The 15,554-nt window shown below is 56.0% G+C and carries 15 protein-coding genes; 8 read left to right on the top strand and 7 right to left on the bottom strand.

Going from position 1 to position 15,554, the window contains the following annotated elements:
• Positions 1-53: 53 nt before the first annotated feature.
• The 6 genes from efp to JYB84_RS09135 all read right to left on the bottom strand — a co-directional run bounded on the left by efp (position 54) and on the right by JYB84_RS09135 (position 3,907).
• Complete coding sequence (efp, locus tag JYB84_RS09160; protein WP_207319809.1) at positions 54-617, bottom strand: elongation factor P; 564 nt, start codon at positions 615-617, stop codon at positions 54-56.
• A 39-nt stretch (positions 618-656) separates the two neighbouring features.
• Positions 657-1,814: an elongation factor P maturation arginine rhamnosyltransferase EarP gene (gene earP, locus JYB84_RS09155; RefSeq protein WP_207319808.1), complete on the bottom strand. Its 1,158-nt coding sequence runs from the start codon at positions 1,812-1,814 to the stop codon at positions 657-659.
• Between the two features lie 106 nt (positions 1,815-1,920).
• A complete protein-coding gene (gene fldA / locus JYB84_RS09150; RefSeq protein ID WP_207319807.1) occupies positions 1,921-2,448 on the bottom strand; it encodes a flavodoxin FldA in 528 nt (175 codons plus the stop codon).
• 54 nt (positions 2,449-2,502) lie between these two features.
• Positions 2,503-2,775, bottom strand: coding sequence for a LexA regulated protein (gene ybfE / locus JYB84_RS09145; RefSeq protein WP_207319806.1), 273 nt, complete (start codon positions 2,773-2,775; stop codon positions 2,503-2,505).
• A 9-nt stretch (positions 2,776-2,784) separates the two neighbouring features.
• On the bottom strand, positions 2,785-3,006 hold the full coding sequence (locus tag JYB84_RS09140; protein WP_207319805.1) for a DUF2788 domain-containing protein: 222 nt from the start codon (positions 3,004-3,006) through the stop codon (positions 2,785-2,787).
• 130 nt (positions 3,007-3,136) lie between these two features.
• Positions 3,137-3,907, bottom strand: coding sequence for an alpha/beta fold hydrolase (locus tag JYB84_RS09135; RefSeq protein WP_207323165.1), 771 nt, complete (start codon positions 3,905-3,907; stop codon positions 3,137-3,139).
• A 276-nt stretch (positions 3,908-4,183) separates the two neighbouring features.
• On the opposite strand from JYB84_RS09135, the gene seqA reads away from it, so the two are divergent.
• Complete coding sequence (seqA, locus tag JYB84_RS09130; protein ID WP_207319804.1) at positions 4,184-4,723, top strand: replication initiation negative regulator SeqA; 540 nt, start codon at positions 4,184-4,186, stop codon at positions 4,721-4,723.
• Between the two features lie 31 nt (positions 4,724-4,754).
• Entirely contained in the window at positions 4,755-6,401 is a 1,647-nt protein-coding gene (pgm, locus tag JYB84_RS09125; RefSeq protein ID WP_207319803.1) for a phosphoglucomutase (alpha-D-glucose-1,6-bisphosphate-dependent), read from the top strand.
• An 86-nt stretch (positions 6,402-6,487) separates the two neighbouring features.
• Here the strand turns inward: pgm and msrA are convergent, their stop codons facing one another.
• Positions 6,488-6,982: a peptide-methionine (S)-S-oxide reductase MsrA gene (msrA, locus tag JYB84_RS09120; RefSeq protein ID WP_207319802.1), complete on the bottom strand. Its 495-nt coding sequence runs from the start codon at positions 6,980-6,982 to the stop codon at positions 6,488-6,490.
• 244 nt (positions 6,983-7,226) lie between these two features.
• On the opposite strand from msrA, the gene astE reads away from it, so the two are divergent.
• The 6 genes from astE to JYB84_RS09090 all read left to right on the top strand — a co-directional run bounded on the left by astE (position 7,227) and on the right by JYB84_RS09090 (position 15,529).
• Entirely contained in the window at positions 7,227-8,261 is a 1,035-nt protein-coding gene (gene astE, locus JYB84_RS09115) for a succinylglutamate desuccinylase (RefSeq protein WP_207323164.1), read from the top strand.
• Between the two features lie 154 nt (positions 8,262-8,415).
• Positions 8,416-9,594, top strand: a complete 1,179-nt coding sequence (locus JYB84_RS09110; RefSeq protein WP_207319801.1) for a thiamine pyrophosphate-dependent dehydrogenase E1 component subunit alpha — start codon at positions 8,416-8,418, stop codon at positions 9,592-9,594.
• A gap of 3 nt (positions 9,595-9,597) precedes the next feature.
• Entirely contained in the window at positions 9,598-10,575 is a 978-nt protein-coding gene (locus JYB84_RS09105) for an alpha-ketoacid dehydrogenase subunit beta (RefSeq protein WP_207319800.1), read from the top strand.
• A gap of 9 nt (positions 10,576-10,584) precedes the next feature.
• Positions 10,585-12,144, top strand: coding sequence for a dihydrolipoyllysine-residue acetyltransferase (locus JYB84_RS09100; protein ID WP_207319799.1), 1,560 nt, complete (start codon positions 10,585-10,587; stop codon positions 12,142-12,144).
• A gap of 176 nt (positions 12,145-12,320) precedes the next feature.
• Positions 12,321-13,388 (top strand): quinolinate synthase NadA, encoded by a 1,068-nt coding sequence (gene nadA, locus JYB84_RS09095; RefSeq protein ID WP_207319798.1) that lies wholly within the window; start codon positions 12,321-12,323, stop codon positions 13,386-13,388.
• Positions 13,389-13,516: 128 nt separating this feature from the next.
• Positions 13,517-15,529, top strand: a complete 2,013-nt coding sequence (locus JYB84_RS09090) for a methyl-accepting chemotaxis protein (RefSeq protein WP_207319797.1) — start codon at positions 13,517-13,519, stop codon at positions 15,527-15,529.
• Positions 15,530-15,554 lie beyond the last annotated feature (25 nt).

Below are 15,554 nucleotides of genomic sequence, written 5' to 3'. Positions count from 1 at the left end.
AAAGGCCAGCAATTTGCTGGCCTTTTTATCAATTCGGGATTCAGCTGCGGGAATTACACGCGCTTCTTGAATTCACCGGTACGGGTATCGATTTCGATCTTGTCGCCTTCTTTAACGAAGTCGGCAACCATCAGCTCGATGTCGGTACCTACCAGTTTGGCAGGCTTCATCACCTTGCCTGAAGTGTCACCACGGGCAGAAGGCTCGGTGTAACCCACTTCACGTACGATAGTGGTTGGCAGTTCAACACTGATGGCCTTACCTTCGTAGAAGGTAACCTGGCAGGTGTCTTCCATACCGTCAACGATGAACTTGGCGGCATCGCCCACGTTTTCGGCTTCAACGTCGTACTGGTTGTACTCGGCGTCCATGAATACGTACATAGGATCGTTAAAGTAGGAGTAGGTACAATCCAGACGCTCCAGAACGATAACGTCCATCTTGTCTTCACCCTTGAAGGTGGTCTCGGTAGAAGAATCGATCAGCACGTGCTTCAGCTTCATTTTCACGATGGCAGCGTTACGACCTGAACGAGTGGTTTCAGTTTTCTGAACGACCCATGGGGCGTCATTAAACATGATCACGTTACCGGGACGGATTTCATGAGCAGTTTTCATTACTAAATTTCCTATATCTTGGACGTTTTACTAAAGGCGCTATCTTAACGAATTTTTGACGAATTGCACTAGCCTTGTGGCCAGATCTGTCGTCTTAAGTGCATCGATTGGCCATTGTCTGGCATGGGCCAGCAAGGGCACAGCGTGCGAATCCATATATTGCCAGTGCTGTTGCACTGCCGTCGCCTGTTGCTGGTTGAACGAAAGGTTGAGGTTCCGCCAGCACTCTGCAATTTCAGAAGCCAGATTATCGCAGTAAAGTTGCATAAAAGCTTCTAATTTTACCAGGTGGTAATCTTCTTCCTGTTGATAAATGTGCCAGATGAAGGGTCTGGCCGCCCACTGGGCTCGCAGGAAGGAGTCTTCGCCGCGGACTATGTTGAAATCACAGCTCCACAGCAGGCGATCGTAGCCCTGTTGATCCGTCATCGGCAGCACATGCAGGGTCAGCATGCCGAGCTCAATCCGCTGCCCCGGTGTCAGGGCCTCCACCGGACAGGGCAGCAAGGCTTTAAGACTGTTGAAGCTGCGGCCCTTGGGGATAAGGGCATGGACCCGCTGCTGGCCTTCGGACCAGAGTTCGCACAGGGCCGGCAGGGCCTCGGTTTCATAGCTGAAGACGCTGATGACCTTATCTTCGGCCTGTATGCCGCCAAGGCCCAGCTTTTGGAACAGCGCCATCTTATTGCTGCTGTCTGTCTGCCAGGCTGCCCTAGCCTCAAACAGACCGGTTTCGCAGATAAGACCACCTGTGGCGGCGCTGAAGCCCGGCATATAAAAGTACTTGTTGATGCCACCGGGTTGGAAGGAGGGCAGGCCATGGCAACCCTCGACCCAGTCTTCGGCGCTTAGGTATTCCAGATTGAGCCAGCAGGGCGGGGTGGCCGCATCTCTGACCGCCTGTTTCACCTCATCGGGCAACTCGCAGGCAAAGGCTTCGATCAGCACCTCACCGGCAACATAGGGCAGGTCGAGTGGGGTATTCCATTGCAGTACCCTGATGCCTTCTACCATTTGGCAAGGGAGCTTGGGATCCAGTGCCGGCAGGATATGGCCAAAGCTTCTGAGGTCGTCAACCCAGAGATTCACCTCAATGCCGTGTTCGCTGGCCAGTTGCCGGGCAAGGCGCCAGGTGACCCCTATGTCGCCATAGTTGTCGACGACGGCACAAAAGATATCCCAGTGGCTGTGTTGCATCTATTTGCTGTTCTCTTGACGTAGAAATAAGGCGTATAAAAAGGCGCTTAAAAACGCGAATAAAAAAGCGGCACCTATGGCCGCTTCAATATTGATGTCCGGGGAATTAATCTTCCAGTTCGGCCAGACACATCTCTTCGTAAATCTGCTTCACCCAGGCGTCGACGCGCTCTTCGGTCAGCTCGGGTTGACGGTCTTCGTCAATGCCCAGACCCACGAAATGGTCGTCATCCACCAGGCCCTTGGAGGCTTCAAAGTTGTAGCCGGCGGTGGGCCAATGGCCGATGATGATACCGCCGCGGGCTTCCACTATGTCGCGTACCATGCCCATGGCATCAAGGAAATACTCGGCATAGTCTTCCTGATCGCCGCAACCGAAAATGGCCACCAGCTTGTCGGTAAAGTCAATTTGTTCCAGCTCGGGGAAGAAGTCGTCCCAATCACACTGGGCTTCACCATAATACCAGGTCGGGATCCCGAACAGCAGCAGGTCGTACTCGGCGATCTGCTCCTTGGTGCTCTTGGCGATGTCTTTGACATCCACCATGTTTTTGCCCAGTTTCTTCTGGATCATCTTGGCGACAGCTTCGGTGTTACCTGTGTCACTCCCGAAAAAAAGACCTACAGTAGCCATTGTCTTTCCTTTAATATGTAGTTCGCGATTGCAATCAATCGTTTAAAGCCGGATTCAACCGCCAAATTGTTCCTGCAATATGCATTCGATTAGCTGGCTGCGGCTGATGTTACTGGCCAAAGCTTTTTCGTTCAAGGCGTCATATAAATCTTGTGACACTTTTAACTCTATTCGCTTTAACCCCTTGGCACGATCCCTTTGGATCTGGTTACGCTTGTTGACCTTGAGCTGTTGCTCCCGAGAAAGGGGACTGCTGCGGGGACGACCGCGGCGTTTTTCGGAGGCAAAAAGGTCTATTGTTATTCTGTCTGTTGCTTCTTTTGCCATGATAGTCAATTAGCCGATGCCTGCACCTTCCCAGGCCACCTGGATAATTCCTTTTGCAATAAAACCGGCGCAGCCGAGAAAAAGTACCAGCCACACGATAAAGCGGCCGAACTTGGGAACATTGCCCTGCTTCAGTACGTCGTGGATAGCCATACCGATAAAAAAGAAGATACTGGCAAAAAACAGATTGAGCCCTATGGTCTCTATCTGTTCCATGTACTGGGACAACATCGACTGCTTCTCCTGATTCCCGCTGCTAATCATTCCGGCCGCAGGCGCCGCCGGGATTGGAAGAGGCGGGAATATATCACATAGATAAAGTGCCCGCTACCGCCTGCCAGAGCACAAGTTTCAGTACAACTCAGAGTGGCAGCGCCAGGCTGTCAACAAATCCTTTCACCAGACGATTGAACAGCTCGGGTTTCTGGGCATGCAGCCAGTGGCCGGTGGCGGCGATGGATTTCAGCTGCACCGCCGGAAACTGCGCCATAATGGCGTCCTTGTGCTCGGCCTTGACATAGTCGGAATCGCCGCCGCGGACAAACAGGGTGGGGCCGGAATAGCTGAGCGTGTGGAACGGCCAGCCAATCAGGGCATCGTAATTGCGCTTGAGGCCATCAATATTCATCTTCCAGCCAAAGCCTGTGTCGGTGCGGCGAAAACTTTTCAGCAAAAATTGCGCCGTGGCCTCGTCAACACCTGCATCTTTCATGTGCACCAGGGCCTGGCGGCGGTCATAGCTGCCGTCCAGCGGCAAACTGGTCAGCGCCTGGAACACCAGCTGATGTCTGTGGGGATAAGCAACCGGCGAGATATCGGCCGCCACTACGCCACTGACGCGCTCGGGGTGGTACAGGGCCGTGGCCATGGCGATTTTGCCGCCCATGGAGTGACCGATAAACAGCGCCTTGTCTATGCCTTCTTCATCCAGCATGGCTACCATGGCATCGGCCAGGGCTGGGTAGTCCATGGTGTCCCAATGGGGGCTGTTGCCGTGGTTGGGCACATCCACCCGTATGACCCTGTAATCGCTTTGCAAACTTTGTCCCAGCGACTTGAGGTTATCCAGATCGCCAAAGAGACCATGAATAAGCACTATTGCCGGCCCCTGGCCGCTGATGGCTCTGTTGATGTGCATGTGTGTGTGTTCCGCTGCTGCCGCCTTTTCAATGGTGCGCAATTGTGCATGGGTGACCCAAAGGGATCAAGTTGTCCCACGCTTTGGGCCGTTCGCTGTCTTTTTAAACTGTCATGGCCGCAGCGCCGTCAAAAGGCCACAAGTTTTGAATTAAGAGTGCTTTATCAAAGATTCATAACTGTCTACACTGGTGGCCTTACTCCCTTTGCCGGTCACAGTGTTGGCTGTGGCCGTCAGTGACGAACCATAAGATTAAGGAACTCGAGGGTTATGAAATACATTGAAGTGGATGAAGAGCTTTATCGTTTTATCGCAGCAAAAACGGAAAGGATAGGCGAGAGTGCTTCAGACATTTTACGGCGCCTGCTGGGTCTGTCGGTGACAGAAGTGGTCAACACCGAACCCAAGCCCATCAGCCAGCCTGGCATGGAGGCGACCCTTGCCCCTCAAACTGACATAAATGCCGACTATGATTTCGAGCATCTGCTGTCTGAATCCCTGCTGGAGCAACAAAAGGGCGCGGTTGGCCGCTTCCTGTTTGTGCTTGAGAGCCTGCATAGGGCGAACCCGGCGGGTTTTTCCAAGGTACTGCAAATCCAGGGCCGCGACCGGCTTTATTTTGCAACCTCCAGGGATGCGCTGTTACAGGCCAGCCAGTCGGCCAATCCCAAGGAAATCGGCAGCAGTGGTTTTTGGGTGACCACCAATAACAACACAGGTAAGAAGCGCATGATATTGCAGGAAGTGCTGGAGTGCTTTGGCTGCGATCCCGTGCGTGCTGCCAGTATCGGCGAGCGGGCGCTGGGTTAAGTCCGCAAGCGCAACACAAGGAGTAATGGTTTTGGCAATACACGAGCGCGCCGGTACCCTGGCACAGCAACAGGATCTGGTCAATATCCCCAAACTCATGAGCCACTATTTCCGCCTGGTGCCGGATGCCGGCAATCCGGCGGAGCGGGTGAGTTTTGGCACCTCGGGCCACAGGGGCTGTGCTTTTTTGAACAGCTTTAACGAGCGACATATCCTGGCCATCACCCAGGCCGTGGTGGACTACCGCAAGCAGGCGGGTATTCAAGGTCCCCTTTATCTCGGCATGGATACCCACGCACTGTCACAGGCCGCTTATGTCAGTGCCATCGAGGTGCTTGTGGCCAACCAGGTGTGTGTCATTGCCCAGGAAAATGACAGCTTTACCCCTACGCCCGTGGTGTCACACGCCATTCTTTGCGCTAACCGCAACGCCAACAGCAACGAATTGTCTGATGGCTTGATCATCACCCCGTCCCACAATCCGCCCCAGGACGGAGGCATCAAGTACAATCCGCCGCACGGTGGCCCCGCCGAAGGGGAGATCACCTCCTGGATTGAGACCCGTGCCAACCACTACCTGGCACACAATCTCGATGGCGTCAGACGGGTTAATTACAGCGTGGCCCGCGCCATGCCGCTGCTCAAACACAAGGATCTTATCGGCCCTTACGTAGACGATCTGGCCCAGGTCATAGACATGGAGGCCATAGCCAGGGCCAAAGTACGCATCGGCGTTGACCCCCTGGGCGGCTCTGGCATCTATTACTGGGACAGAATAGCCAAGCGCTATGGTTTGGACATTACGGTCGTCAACAACAGGGTCGACCCGACCTTCGGCTTTATGACCCTGGACAAGGACGGCAAGATCCGCATGGACTGCTCCTCGCCCCATGCCATGGCGGGTCTGCTGGCCCACAAGGACAAGTTTGATATCTGTGTCGGCAACGACCCGGACTACGACCGTCACGGCATAGTCTGCCCCGGCAGTGGCCTGATGGATCCCAATCACTTCCTGGCGGTGGCCATAGATTACCTTCTGGGTCACAGACCCGGCTGGGCCGAAAACCTCGCCATCGGCAAGACTTTGGTGTCCAGCGCCCTCATCGACAAGGTCTGCGCCGCCCATGGCCGGCCTTTAATGGAAGTGCCGGTGGGCTTCAAGTGGTTTGTGGATGGGCTGGCGAACGGCACCGTGGCCTTTGGCGGTGAAGAAAGCGCCGGCGCCGCCTTCCTGCGCCGTGATGGCGGTACCTGGTGTACCGACAAGGACGGCTTTATTCTGGCGCTGCTGGCGGCGGAAATTTTGGCTGTCACCGGCCAGACGCCCGCCGAGCGTTATGAGGCGCTGGCGGCAAAACATGGTCGCAGCTTCTATCGCCGTATCGACAGTCCGCTCAATGCCAAGATGAAGGCCAAGTTTGCCGGACTCAATGGCGACAGCCTCAATGCCAGCACCCTGGGCGGCGATGCCATACTCGAGGTGCTGACCCATGCACCGGGCAACGGTGCCGCCATCGGCGGCATCAAGATTGTCACGGCCAATGGCTGGATTGCGGCGCGCCCCTCTGGCACGGAGCCATTGTTTAAGCTCTATGCCGAGAGTTTTGTCAGCGAAGTCCATCTGGCAGAGCTGATAGCCGAGGCCCAGGCCTTGATTGGCGCCGCCCTCAAGGGCTGAACCATTAAGACATAAAAAAACGCGCCCTTGGGCGCGTTTTCTTTTACCTTGCTTTCGGCTTTTTGTACTTATGATCGAAAAGCCAATCAGTATTCCAGGTGGCAGCTCGGCAGATTGTTCTTCTGGATATAGTCCTGATGGTATTCCTCGGCACGGTGGAACTGCTGCAGCGGCACTATCTCGGTCACTATGTGGCGAATGCCCCATTTGCCGGAGCGGGCCAGCGCCAGTTTGGATTCTTCGGCTTCGGCCTTTTGCTGCTTGTCGTGAAAGAAAATGGTGCTGCGGTATTGGGTGCCTATGTCGCCACCCTGTTGATTGAGACTGGTGGGATTGTGGTTTTTCCAGAACACCTGCAGCAGCTCTTCATAACTGACCCGAGTGGGATCGAATTCCACCTGCACCACTTCCGCATGGCCGGTTTTGCCTTTTTTAACCTCTTCATAGGTGGTGGCCTGGTTGTTGCCGCCCATGTAACCGCAGGTGGCATTAAGCACGCCGGGGACCTGGCGGAAGAAATATTCCACGCCCCAAAAGCAGCCGGCGCCGAAGGTGGCCAGGGAGGTATCTTGTGCTGACATGAATCTCTCGCAAAATAATGGATGTCTGGATGGCTAAATATTGTGAGCAAATGCCAAGACAAATGCAAGAGCAATGCAAAAGGAAAAGCAAGCGTAGAAACATGCGTACAGCAGTAGGGCAGAAGTAAGACCTTGTCCTCAACCGGTAAGGCAGCGAAAGGGATAGCTGACACCTCAGCCACTTATGTTAGTATTAGTCCCGTTTGTGCCCACCGCCGTTACGGATGAACAAGGAGAATTCGCTGTGCTCGACACTTTGCTTAAAACCAAAGATTTCCTGGCCCTGACCCTGGCCAATCCCCAAAGCTTTCCCGAACCCTTTGGCTTCGACATAGGCGAACATACCCGGGTCGATGTCTGGGACACGGGCGTGATCCTGTTTCAGCCATTGCAGCAAGTCGCCAACAAAGATGTGGTGCTGTCCTGCGGCGTTCACGGCAACGAAACCGCCCCCATAGAACTGTGCAACGGTCTTATCCGCGATCTGCTGGAAGACAAAATCCGGGTAGGTGAGCGCACCCTGTTTCTCATCGGCAATCCGGCCGCCATCAACAACGGCACCCGCATAGTGGATGAGAACATGAACCGCCTGTTCAGCGGCGAGCATTCCCGCGGCCCCGGGCTGGTGAATCCGGAGCGGATCCGCGCCCGTAAGCTGGAAACCTATGTGGATCGTTTCTTCCGTGCCCGTGAAGGGGCGCAGCGCATTCATTACGATCTGCATACCGCTATCCGGGGTTCCAAGCACGAAAAATTTGCCATCTATCCCTACCGTCCGGGCCGCGCGTACAGCGCCGAACAGATCATGTTCCTCAAGGCCGCCGGGGTGGATACAGTTCTGTTCCATCATGAGCCGACCACCACCTTCAGCTATTTCTCTTCCGAGAATTATGGCGCCGATGCCTTCACCATAGAGCTGGGCAAGGTCTATCCCATGGGCCAGAACGACATGACCCGCTTTATTGCCACCCGCGAGATGCTGAGCCGACTGATTTGCGGCCGGGACCTGGAGCTGGAAAGCTATGGCCCTGACAAGGTCAACCTGTATCAGGTGTGCCGGGTGATCAATAAGCAGGCCGAAGACTTTGAATTTACCTTTGCCTCCGATGTCGAGAACTTTACCTCTTTCCCCAAGGGCTTTGTGCTTGCAAGGGAAGGGGGCAAGGACATCAGGGTGGAGCTCGACAGCGAGGCCGTGGTGTTTCCCAACGCCAAGGTCCCCGTGGGGCAGCGCACTGTGATCATGCTGACAGCGGCACAGGCGCCGGACGTACGCTAAGCTTGTAAACCAATTTATACATCCGATCCGGTCCTAAGTTGGCGCCGGACGGGTGCCAATGGTTGATAGGTAGTTTACGTTAACGTAATGTTCAGTCCGCGTTTTAGCAACTGGCAGGGCGTGCTGCGCCGGCCACCAATAACAAGAGCAAATTATGAGCAACGCAACAACGAATAGCGAAACGGTGCATCGCGTCGCCTTTCTGGACAGGGAGTCGCTTGCTATCCCTGTGTTGAAAATTCTCCAAGCCGACGGTACCACCTTTGAACAGGCCGTGCTGCCTCAAATCGATGAGGCTCTGGCCAATCGTATCCACGATGCCTGTGTCTTTACCCGGGTTCTGGACGAGCGCATGCTCGGTGCCCAGCGTCAGGGACGGATCAGTTTCTACATGACCTGTACCGGTGAAGAAGCCGCCATCGTTGGCAGCGTCGCCGCACTGGATGATAACGACATCATCCTGGCCCAATACCGTGAGCATGCTGCGCTGCGCTATCGCGGTTTCAGCACAGAACAGTTCATGAACCAGATGTTCAGCAACGAGAAAGATCTCGGCAAGGGTCGGCAGATGCCCATCCACTACGGCTGCGCCGCGCTGAACTATCAAACCATTTCTTCCCCCCTGGGCACGCAAATTCCCCAGGCCACGGGTGTGGGCTACAGCCTGAAACTGAAGGGCCAGCGCAATGTCGCCGTATGCTACTTCGGTGAAGGCGCCGCCTCGGAAGGGGACTTCCATGCCGGTCTCAACATGGCCGCCGTGTTGAAATCGCCGGTGATCTTCTTCTGCCGCAACAACGGCTACGCCATTTCCACCCCAACCGAAGAGCAATTTGCCGGTAACGGTATTGCCAGCCGCGGTGTGGGTTATGGCATGCACACCATACGTGTTGACGGCAACGATATGCTGGCGGTGCTGGCTGCCACCCAACAGGCCCGGGCCTACGCGGTGGAAAACAATGCCCCTGTGTTGATTGAAGCCATGACCTACCGTCTGGGCGCTCACTCTTCCTCCGACGATCCATCCGGATACCGTTCCAAGGAAGAAGAAGCCAAGTGGCGTGAACACGATCCGGTCAAGCGCTTCAAGCTGTGGCTGATCAACAAGGGCTGGATGACCGAAGCCGAAGATGTTGCCCTGTACGAGAAGTACCGTGAAGAGGTGCTGGCGGCGGTGAAGGTTGCCGAAAAGGTGCCTGCGCCACTGCTTGAGGAAATCATTGAGGATGTGTACGACAAGCCGACACCGCTGCTGCAAAAGCAGCTGGATGCGCTGAAAGAGCATGTCAAAAAGTACCCTCAATCCTATCCAAAAACCTCAGGGAGGCTGTAAGCCGTGGCTGAAATGAATATGTTGCATGCCATCAACAGTGCCCTGCGCATTGCGATGGAAAAAGACTCCACCATGACGGTGTTCGGTGAGGACGTGGGCCACTTCGGTGGTGTATTCCGTGCCACATCCGGTCTGCAGGATACCTTCGGCCGCGCGCGTTGCTTCAACACGCCGCTGACCGAGCAGGGTATCGCCGGTTTTGCCAACGGTCTGGCCTCCAATGGCATGACTGTGGTAGCCGAGATCCAGTTCGCAGACTACATCTTCCCGGCGTTCGACCAGATAGTGAACGAGAGCGCCAAGTTCCGTTACCGCTCAGGTAACGAATTCAACGTCGGCGGTTTGACCTTCCGTACCCCTTACGGTGGCGGTATTGCCGGTGGTCATTACCACTCGCAATCACCTGAAGCCTACTTCACCGGTACCCCGGGTCTCAAGGTTGTAGTGCCCCGTAACGCCTATCAGGCCAAGGGCTTGCTGCTGGCGTCCATCCGTGACCCCAACCCTGTGGTGTTCTTTGAACCCAAGCGTCTCTACCGCGCTTCCGTTGGCGAAGTGCCGGAAGGGGATTACGAAATCGAACTGGGCAAGGCCGAAGTACTCCAGCAGGGCAAAGACATCACCCTGCTTGGCTGGGGCGCCCAGATGGAAATCCTGGAGAAGGCCGCCGAAATGGCCGCTGCCGAAGGCATTTCCTGCGAGGTTATCGACCTGCGCACCCTGTCACCCTGGGATGTGGACACGGTTGCCGAGTCGGTGAAGAAAACCGGCCGTTTGCTGATTAACCACGAAGCGCCGCTGACCGGTGGTTTTGCCGGCGAAATCGCCGCCACCATACAGGAAGAATGCTTCCTGTACCTGGAATCACCCATTGCCCGTGTGTGTGGTCTGGATACCCCGTATCCGCTGATCCACGAAAAAGAATATATGCCCGATGCGCTCAAGACCTTTGAAGCCATCAAGGCCTGCGTCGCATTCTAGGAGTCCGGTATGATTAAAGATTTTATATTGCCGGATATCGGTGAGGGTGTGGTTGAGTGCGAACTGGTGGAGTGGCTGGTTGCCGAAGGTGACACTGTGGCCGAAGACCAGCCGGTTTGTGACGTGATGACCGACAAGGCCCTGGTGCAGATCCCGGCCCCCTTTGCCGGTGTGATCAGCAAGCTCTATTACGCCAAGGGCGATATTGCCAAGGTGCATGCGCCGCTGTACGCCGTGGATATCGGCGGTGAAGCCGAAGCCTCAGCTCCAGCCGCAGCCGTGCAAACTCCTACTGCCGCTCCTGCGGTTGCGGCTAGCGGCGCCGCGGTGGAAGAATTCCTGCTGCCGGACATAGGTGAAGGCATTGTTGAGTGTGAACTGGTGGAGTGGCTGGTTGCCGAAGGCGATATGGTGGTGGAAGACCAACCCATCGCCGACGTGATGACCGACAAGGCCCTGGTGCAAATCCCTGCCATCAAACCCGGCAAGATAGTCAAACTGCATTATCGCAAGGGCCAACTGGCCAAGGTGCATGCGCCCCTGTACGCCATCGAAGTGGAAGGTGCCGCCGGCGCTGTTGTTGCTTCGCATGCCGGTACACAAGTCGCATCTCAGGCTGCCGCCTGCAACGCAGCGGTAACGCCCGTTGCCCAAGGTAAAGCCCTGGCGAGCCCCGCGGTGCGCCGTCTTGCCCGCAGCCTGGATGTGGATCTGTCCAAGGTGCCCGGCAGCGGCAAACACGGCCGGGTGTACAAGGAAGATGTGCAGCGCTTTGTCTCTGGACAGCCTGCTGTGCAGGCTTCAGCCCAGCCGCAAACAGCGACTGCTCCTGTAGCCGCAGCTGCCGCTGTTGCACCAGCCGCAGCCGATACAGTTGTCGCTATCCGCGGTGTTCAGGCCGCCATGGCGCGCCAGATGATGGACTCTGTGTCCAGCATCCCGCACTTCACCTACTGCGAAGAGATAGATCTGACCGATCTTATCGCCCTGCGTGAAGCCATGAAGACCAAGTACAGCTCTGATGAGCTCAAGCTGACCATGATGCCCTTCTTTATGAAGTCCATGTCACTGGCGCTCAAGCAATTCCCTGTGCTGAACAGCCAGGTGAATGCAGATTGTACCGAGCTGACTTATAAGAGCAGCCACAACATCGGCATGGCGGTAGACTCCAAGGTGGGTCTGTTGGTGCCTAACGTCAAGGATGTACAGAACAAGTCCATCCTGGAAGTGGCAGCGGAAATCACCCGTCTGACGGACAGCGCCCGCAGCGGTCGCGTGGCGCCGGCGGATATCAAGGGCGGAACCATCTCCATCTCCAACATTGGCGCTCTGGGTGGCACTGTGGCAACCCCCATCATCAACAAGCCGGAAGTGGCCATTGTGGCCCTTGGCAAGGTGCAAACCCTGCCACGCTTTGCTGCCGATGGCAGCGTGCAGGCCCGCAAGATCATGCAGGTCAGCTGGTCCGGGGATCACAGGGTTATCGACGGCGGCACCATTGCCCGCTTCTGTAACCTGTGGAAACAGTACCTGGAAAACCCACAGGAGATGCTGCTGGCCATGCATTGATGGTCGGGCATCAAAAAAGGACGCTGCGGCGTCCTTTTTTATTGGCTCATGTGTTCAATTGGCAAGCGCTGCGGCCGCCGTGCCGCAGGCTTTTTGGGCCCACCGCCATAAAATGGGTTAATCTTTGCAGCTCAATTTCGTATAATTCGCCCCAGTTGTCAGACGGTGGAACCAACATGAGTCAGCTTGCCCCAATTATCGAAAGCATTCAGTATCCATTTCCTCCCAAGCCTGTCCCCTTGAGCGATGCCGAGAAGGCCGACTACAAGGCCAGGATCAAGACCTTGCTTAAGGAGCGCGATGCGGTATTGGTAGCGCACTACTATACCGATCCCGAGATCCAGGCCCTGGCCGAGGAAACCGGTGGCTGCGTGTCAGATTCGCTGGAGATGGCGCGTTTTGGCCGCGATCATGCTGCCAAGACCTTGATTGTGGCCGGGGTGAAATTTATGGGCGAAACCGCCAAGATCCTCAGCCCCGAAAAAACCGTGCTGATGCCCACCCTGGAAGCCACCTGTTCTTTGGATCTCGGTTGCCCCGAAGACGCCTTCAGCGCCTTCTGCGATGCTCATCCGGATCATACCGTGGTGGTGTATGCCAACACCTCGGCGGCCGTTAAGGCCCGCGCCGACTGGGTGGTAACCTCCAGCATAGCGCTGGAAATCGTTGAGCACCTGGACAGCGAAGGCAAGCAGATCATCTGGGGACCGGACAGACACCTTGGCAGCTATATTGCCAAGCAAACCGGCGCCGACATGTTGCTGTGGCAGGGTGAGTGTATCGTCCATGATGAGTTCAAGGCCAAGGCTTTGCGGGAACTCAAGGCCCAGTATCCCGATGCGGCCGTGTTGGTTCATCCAGAGTCGCCTGCGAGTGTGGTCGAGATGGCCGACGCCGTGGGCTCCACCAGTCAGCTGATCCGTGCCGCCCAGACCATGGACAATGACACCTTCATAGTCGCCACCGACAGGGGCATCTTCTACAAGATGCAGCAGGCGGCCCCGGGCAAGACGCTGATTGAAGCGCCCACCGGCGGTAACGGTGCCACCTGTCGCAGCTGCGCCCATTGTCCCTGGATGGCCATGAACGGCCTCAAGGCAATTGAGGCGGCACTGAGCGGCAGCGATATGGAAAACCACGAGATCCATGTGGATGAAAACCTTCGTCATAAGGCCTTGATCCCGCTGGATCGTATGCTGGATTTTGCCAAGGGACTGAACATGCAGCTCAAAGGTAATGCCTGAGCCTCAGATACCGAAAAGCCCACCTGAAGGTGGGCTTTTTTTTGGCCAGTTACCCTACCAAAGGCGTATGTGGCGTCTAGACTTGCTGAGGTAGACTCGTCCACAACCGCATCAATAAAGGGATCTTTATGAACTGGCAATGGATAGGCAATCTCAGCCTCAAACAAAAACTTTTAATGGTGGTCATGCCCTCACTGCTTGGGTACTTGATCTACGGCAGTCTAATGCTCAGGGATGCCTGGGATGACAAACAGTCTCTGGCACAGGTGCAGCAGTTAACCGAACTTGCGGTGAGCAACAGTGCCCTGGTACACGAGCTGCAAAAAGAGCGTGGCATGAGTGCCGGTTTTCTCGGTTCATCGGGCAAAGCCTTTGCAAATCAACTTCCCGGACAGCGTCGTTTAACCGATGACAGGCGCAATGAGTTTCAACGCTTTATCGCAGGCAATGATTTCCCTGCCGGTGTGGCGGCAGACATCAACAGTGCAACACAGCAATTGGTCCGTCTGGCTGCCATGCGCAATCAAGTGGATGATCTGACTGTGGCGGTTCCTCAGGCGGTGGCCTATTACACCGAGGTCAATGCCTTGCTGCTGGGCATAGTGGATGAAAGTGTTAAGCAGGGACGGGATCAATCGCTGGCCGTGGCCCTGGCCTCATTCAGCGCCTATCTGCAGATGAAGGAACGCGCCGGGATTGAACGGGCGGTGCTGAGCTCCACCTTCGGCACCGAGGGCTTTAAGCCGGGAATGTTCAATCGCTTTATCAATCTGGTATCCGAACAGCGCACCTATGCGGAACGTTTCAATGCCCTGGCTCCAGATGCCTGGCAGGAAAGCTGGCGCCGGCTGCAAAGCGGATCCGAGTTCAGTCAGGTTGAGGCCGCCCGGGAACTGGCACTGTCGCAGGACAGCGCAAAAATCCGCGGCCAGTCGGCGGAAGAGTGGTTTTCCATGTCCACCGACAGAATTAACAGCCTGTATGCAACCGAAAAAATGCTTGCCAAGGAACTTGGCGACATGATGACCATTCGTATGGCCGCGGCCAATCAGGTGCTGATGTGGGTTGGCACCTCACTGGTGCTGGTCCTGGCCCTGGTGGTGGTGCTGAGCCTGACCGTGATGCATTACCTGCATAAGACGGTGGATGGCATTGTCGGTCAGATCCGCCATGCGAGGGACAGGCACGATCTGACCACACGCATAGGGCACCGCAGTGAGGATGAGTTTGGTCAATTGGCCAAGGCCTATAACGCTATGATGGAAGACTTCGAGCGGATCATTATCAGGGTCAACAGCAACAGTGCCCAGGTGGCAGAGGCGGTGCAGCAAATGGAGGCCTTCTCGCAGCAAATGCGCACCGATGTGGCTCAGGGCCACGACGAAGCTCAGCAGGTGGCCTCGGCTATGACCCAGATGACGGCCACGGTCAATGAAATAGCCTCCAGCGCGGTGGAGGCCAGCACTGCCTCCAACAAGGCCAGCGAAGAGGCCAACAAGGGGAGCCAGGAGGTACAGGAAACCGGCCGTTCCATCTCGGCTCTGGCCCATGACATAGATCTCGCCGCCGATGCCATCCACAGGCTTGATGTTGACATTCAGGGCATAGTCAGTGTGCTTGAGGTTATCAGCAGCATCGCCGAGCAAACCAATTTGTTGGCACTGAATGCGGCCATAGAGGCGGCGCGGGCAGGGGAGATGGGCCGGGGTTTTGCCGTGGTGGCCGATGAGGTGCGTACCCTGGCACAGCGGGCCCAGGCATCCACCACGGATATACGTACCATGACAGAGCGGCTAAAGAGCGGTGCCGTGGTGGCGGTTGATGCCATGCAACGCGGTCAGCAACAGGCGGGTTCCAGCGTTGCCGAGGCCGAAAAGGCCGGCAAGGAGCTGGAGCGTATCGCCAAACATGTGGGCGTCATAGATTCCATGAACGAGCAGATAGCAACGGCCACCCATGAACAATCCGCGGTGGCTGAAGAAGTGAACCGCAATGCGCTGCGGATAAGTGAGATCTATCAAAATACGCAAGCGGTTGCCGAATCACTGGGCAGCCTGAATGACAAGCTGCTGGAGGAAGTGGAGCTGATGTCCAGGGAAGTGGCTAAATTCAAGCTGGGCAAAGGCAATATTGGCGCTTAAATCAGCGGTTTGCTTAGCAAGTGTG

This window comes from Shewanella cyperi (assembly GCF_017354985.1).
GTDB classification, from domain to species: Bacteria; Pseudomonadota; Gammaproteobacteria; order Enterobacterales; family Shewanellaceae; genus Shewanella; species Shewanella cyperi.
This window is presented reverse-complemented; position numbering and strand designations above follow the sequence as displayed.

Coding starts and splice junctions, on each gene's coding strand:
- ybfE (WP_207319806.1), bottom strand. CDS start 2,775: ATGGCAAAAGAAGCAACAGACAGAATAACAATAGACCTTTTTGCCTCC.
- msrA (WP_207319802.1), bottom strand. CDS start 6,982: ATGTCAGCACAAGATACCTCCCTGGCCACCTTCGGCGCCGGCTGCTTT.
- JYB84_RS09110 (WP_207319801.1), top strand. CDS start 8,416: ATGAGCAACGCAACAACGAATAGCGAAACGGTGCATCGCGTCGCCTTT.
- JYB84_RS09100 (WP_207319799.1), top strand. CDS start 10,585: ATGATTAAAGATTTTATATTGCCGGATATCGGTGAGGGTGTGGTTGAG.
- fldA (WP_207319807.1), bottom strand. CDS start 2,448: ATGGCTACTGTAGGTCTTTTTTTCGGGAGTGACACAGGTAACACCGAA.
- seqA (WP_207319804.1), top strand. CDS start 4,184: ATGAAATACATTGAAGTGGATGAAGAGCTTTATCGTTTTATCGCAGCA.
- nadA (WP_207319798.1), top strand. CDS start 12,321: ATGAGTCAGCTTGCCCCAATTATCGAAAGCATTCAGTATCCATTTCCT.
- efp (WP_207319809.1), bottom strand. CDS start 617: ATGAAAACTGCTCATGAAATCCGTCCCGGTAACGTGATCATGTTTAAT.
- JYB84_RS09090 (WP_207319797.1), top strand. CDS start 13,517: ATGAACTGGCAATGGATAGGCAATCTCAGCCTCAAACAAAAACTTTTA.
- JYB84_RS09140 (WP_207319805.1), bottom strand. CDS start 3,006: ATGTTGTCCCAGTACATGGAACAGATAGAGACCATAGGGCTCAATCTG.
- earP (WP_207319808.1), bottom strand. CDS start 1,814: ATGCAACACAGCCACTGGGATATCTTTTGTGCCGTCGTCGACAACTAT.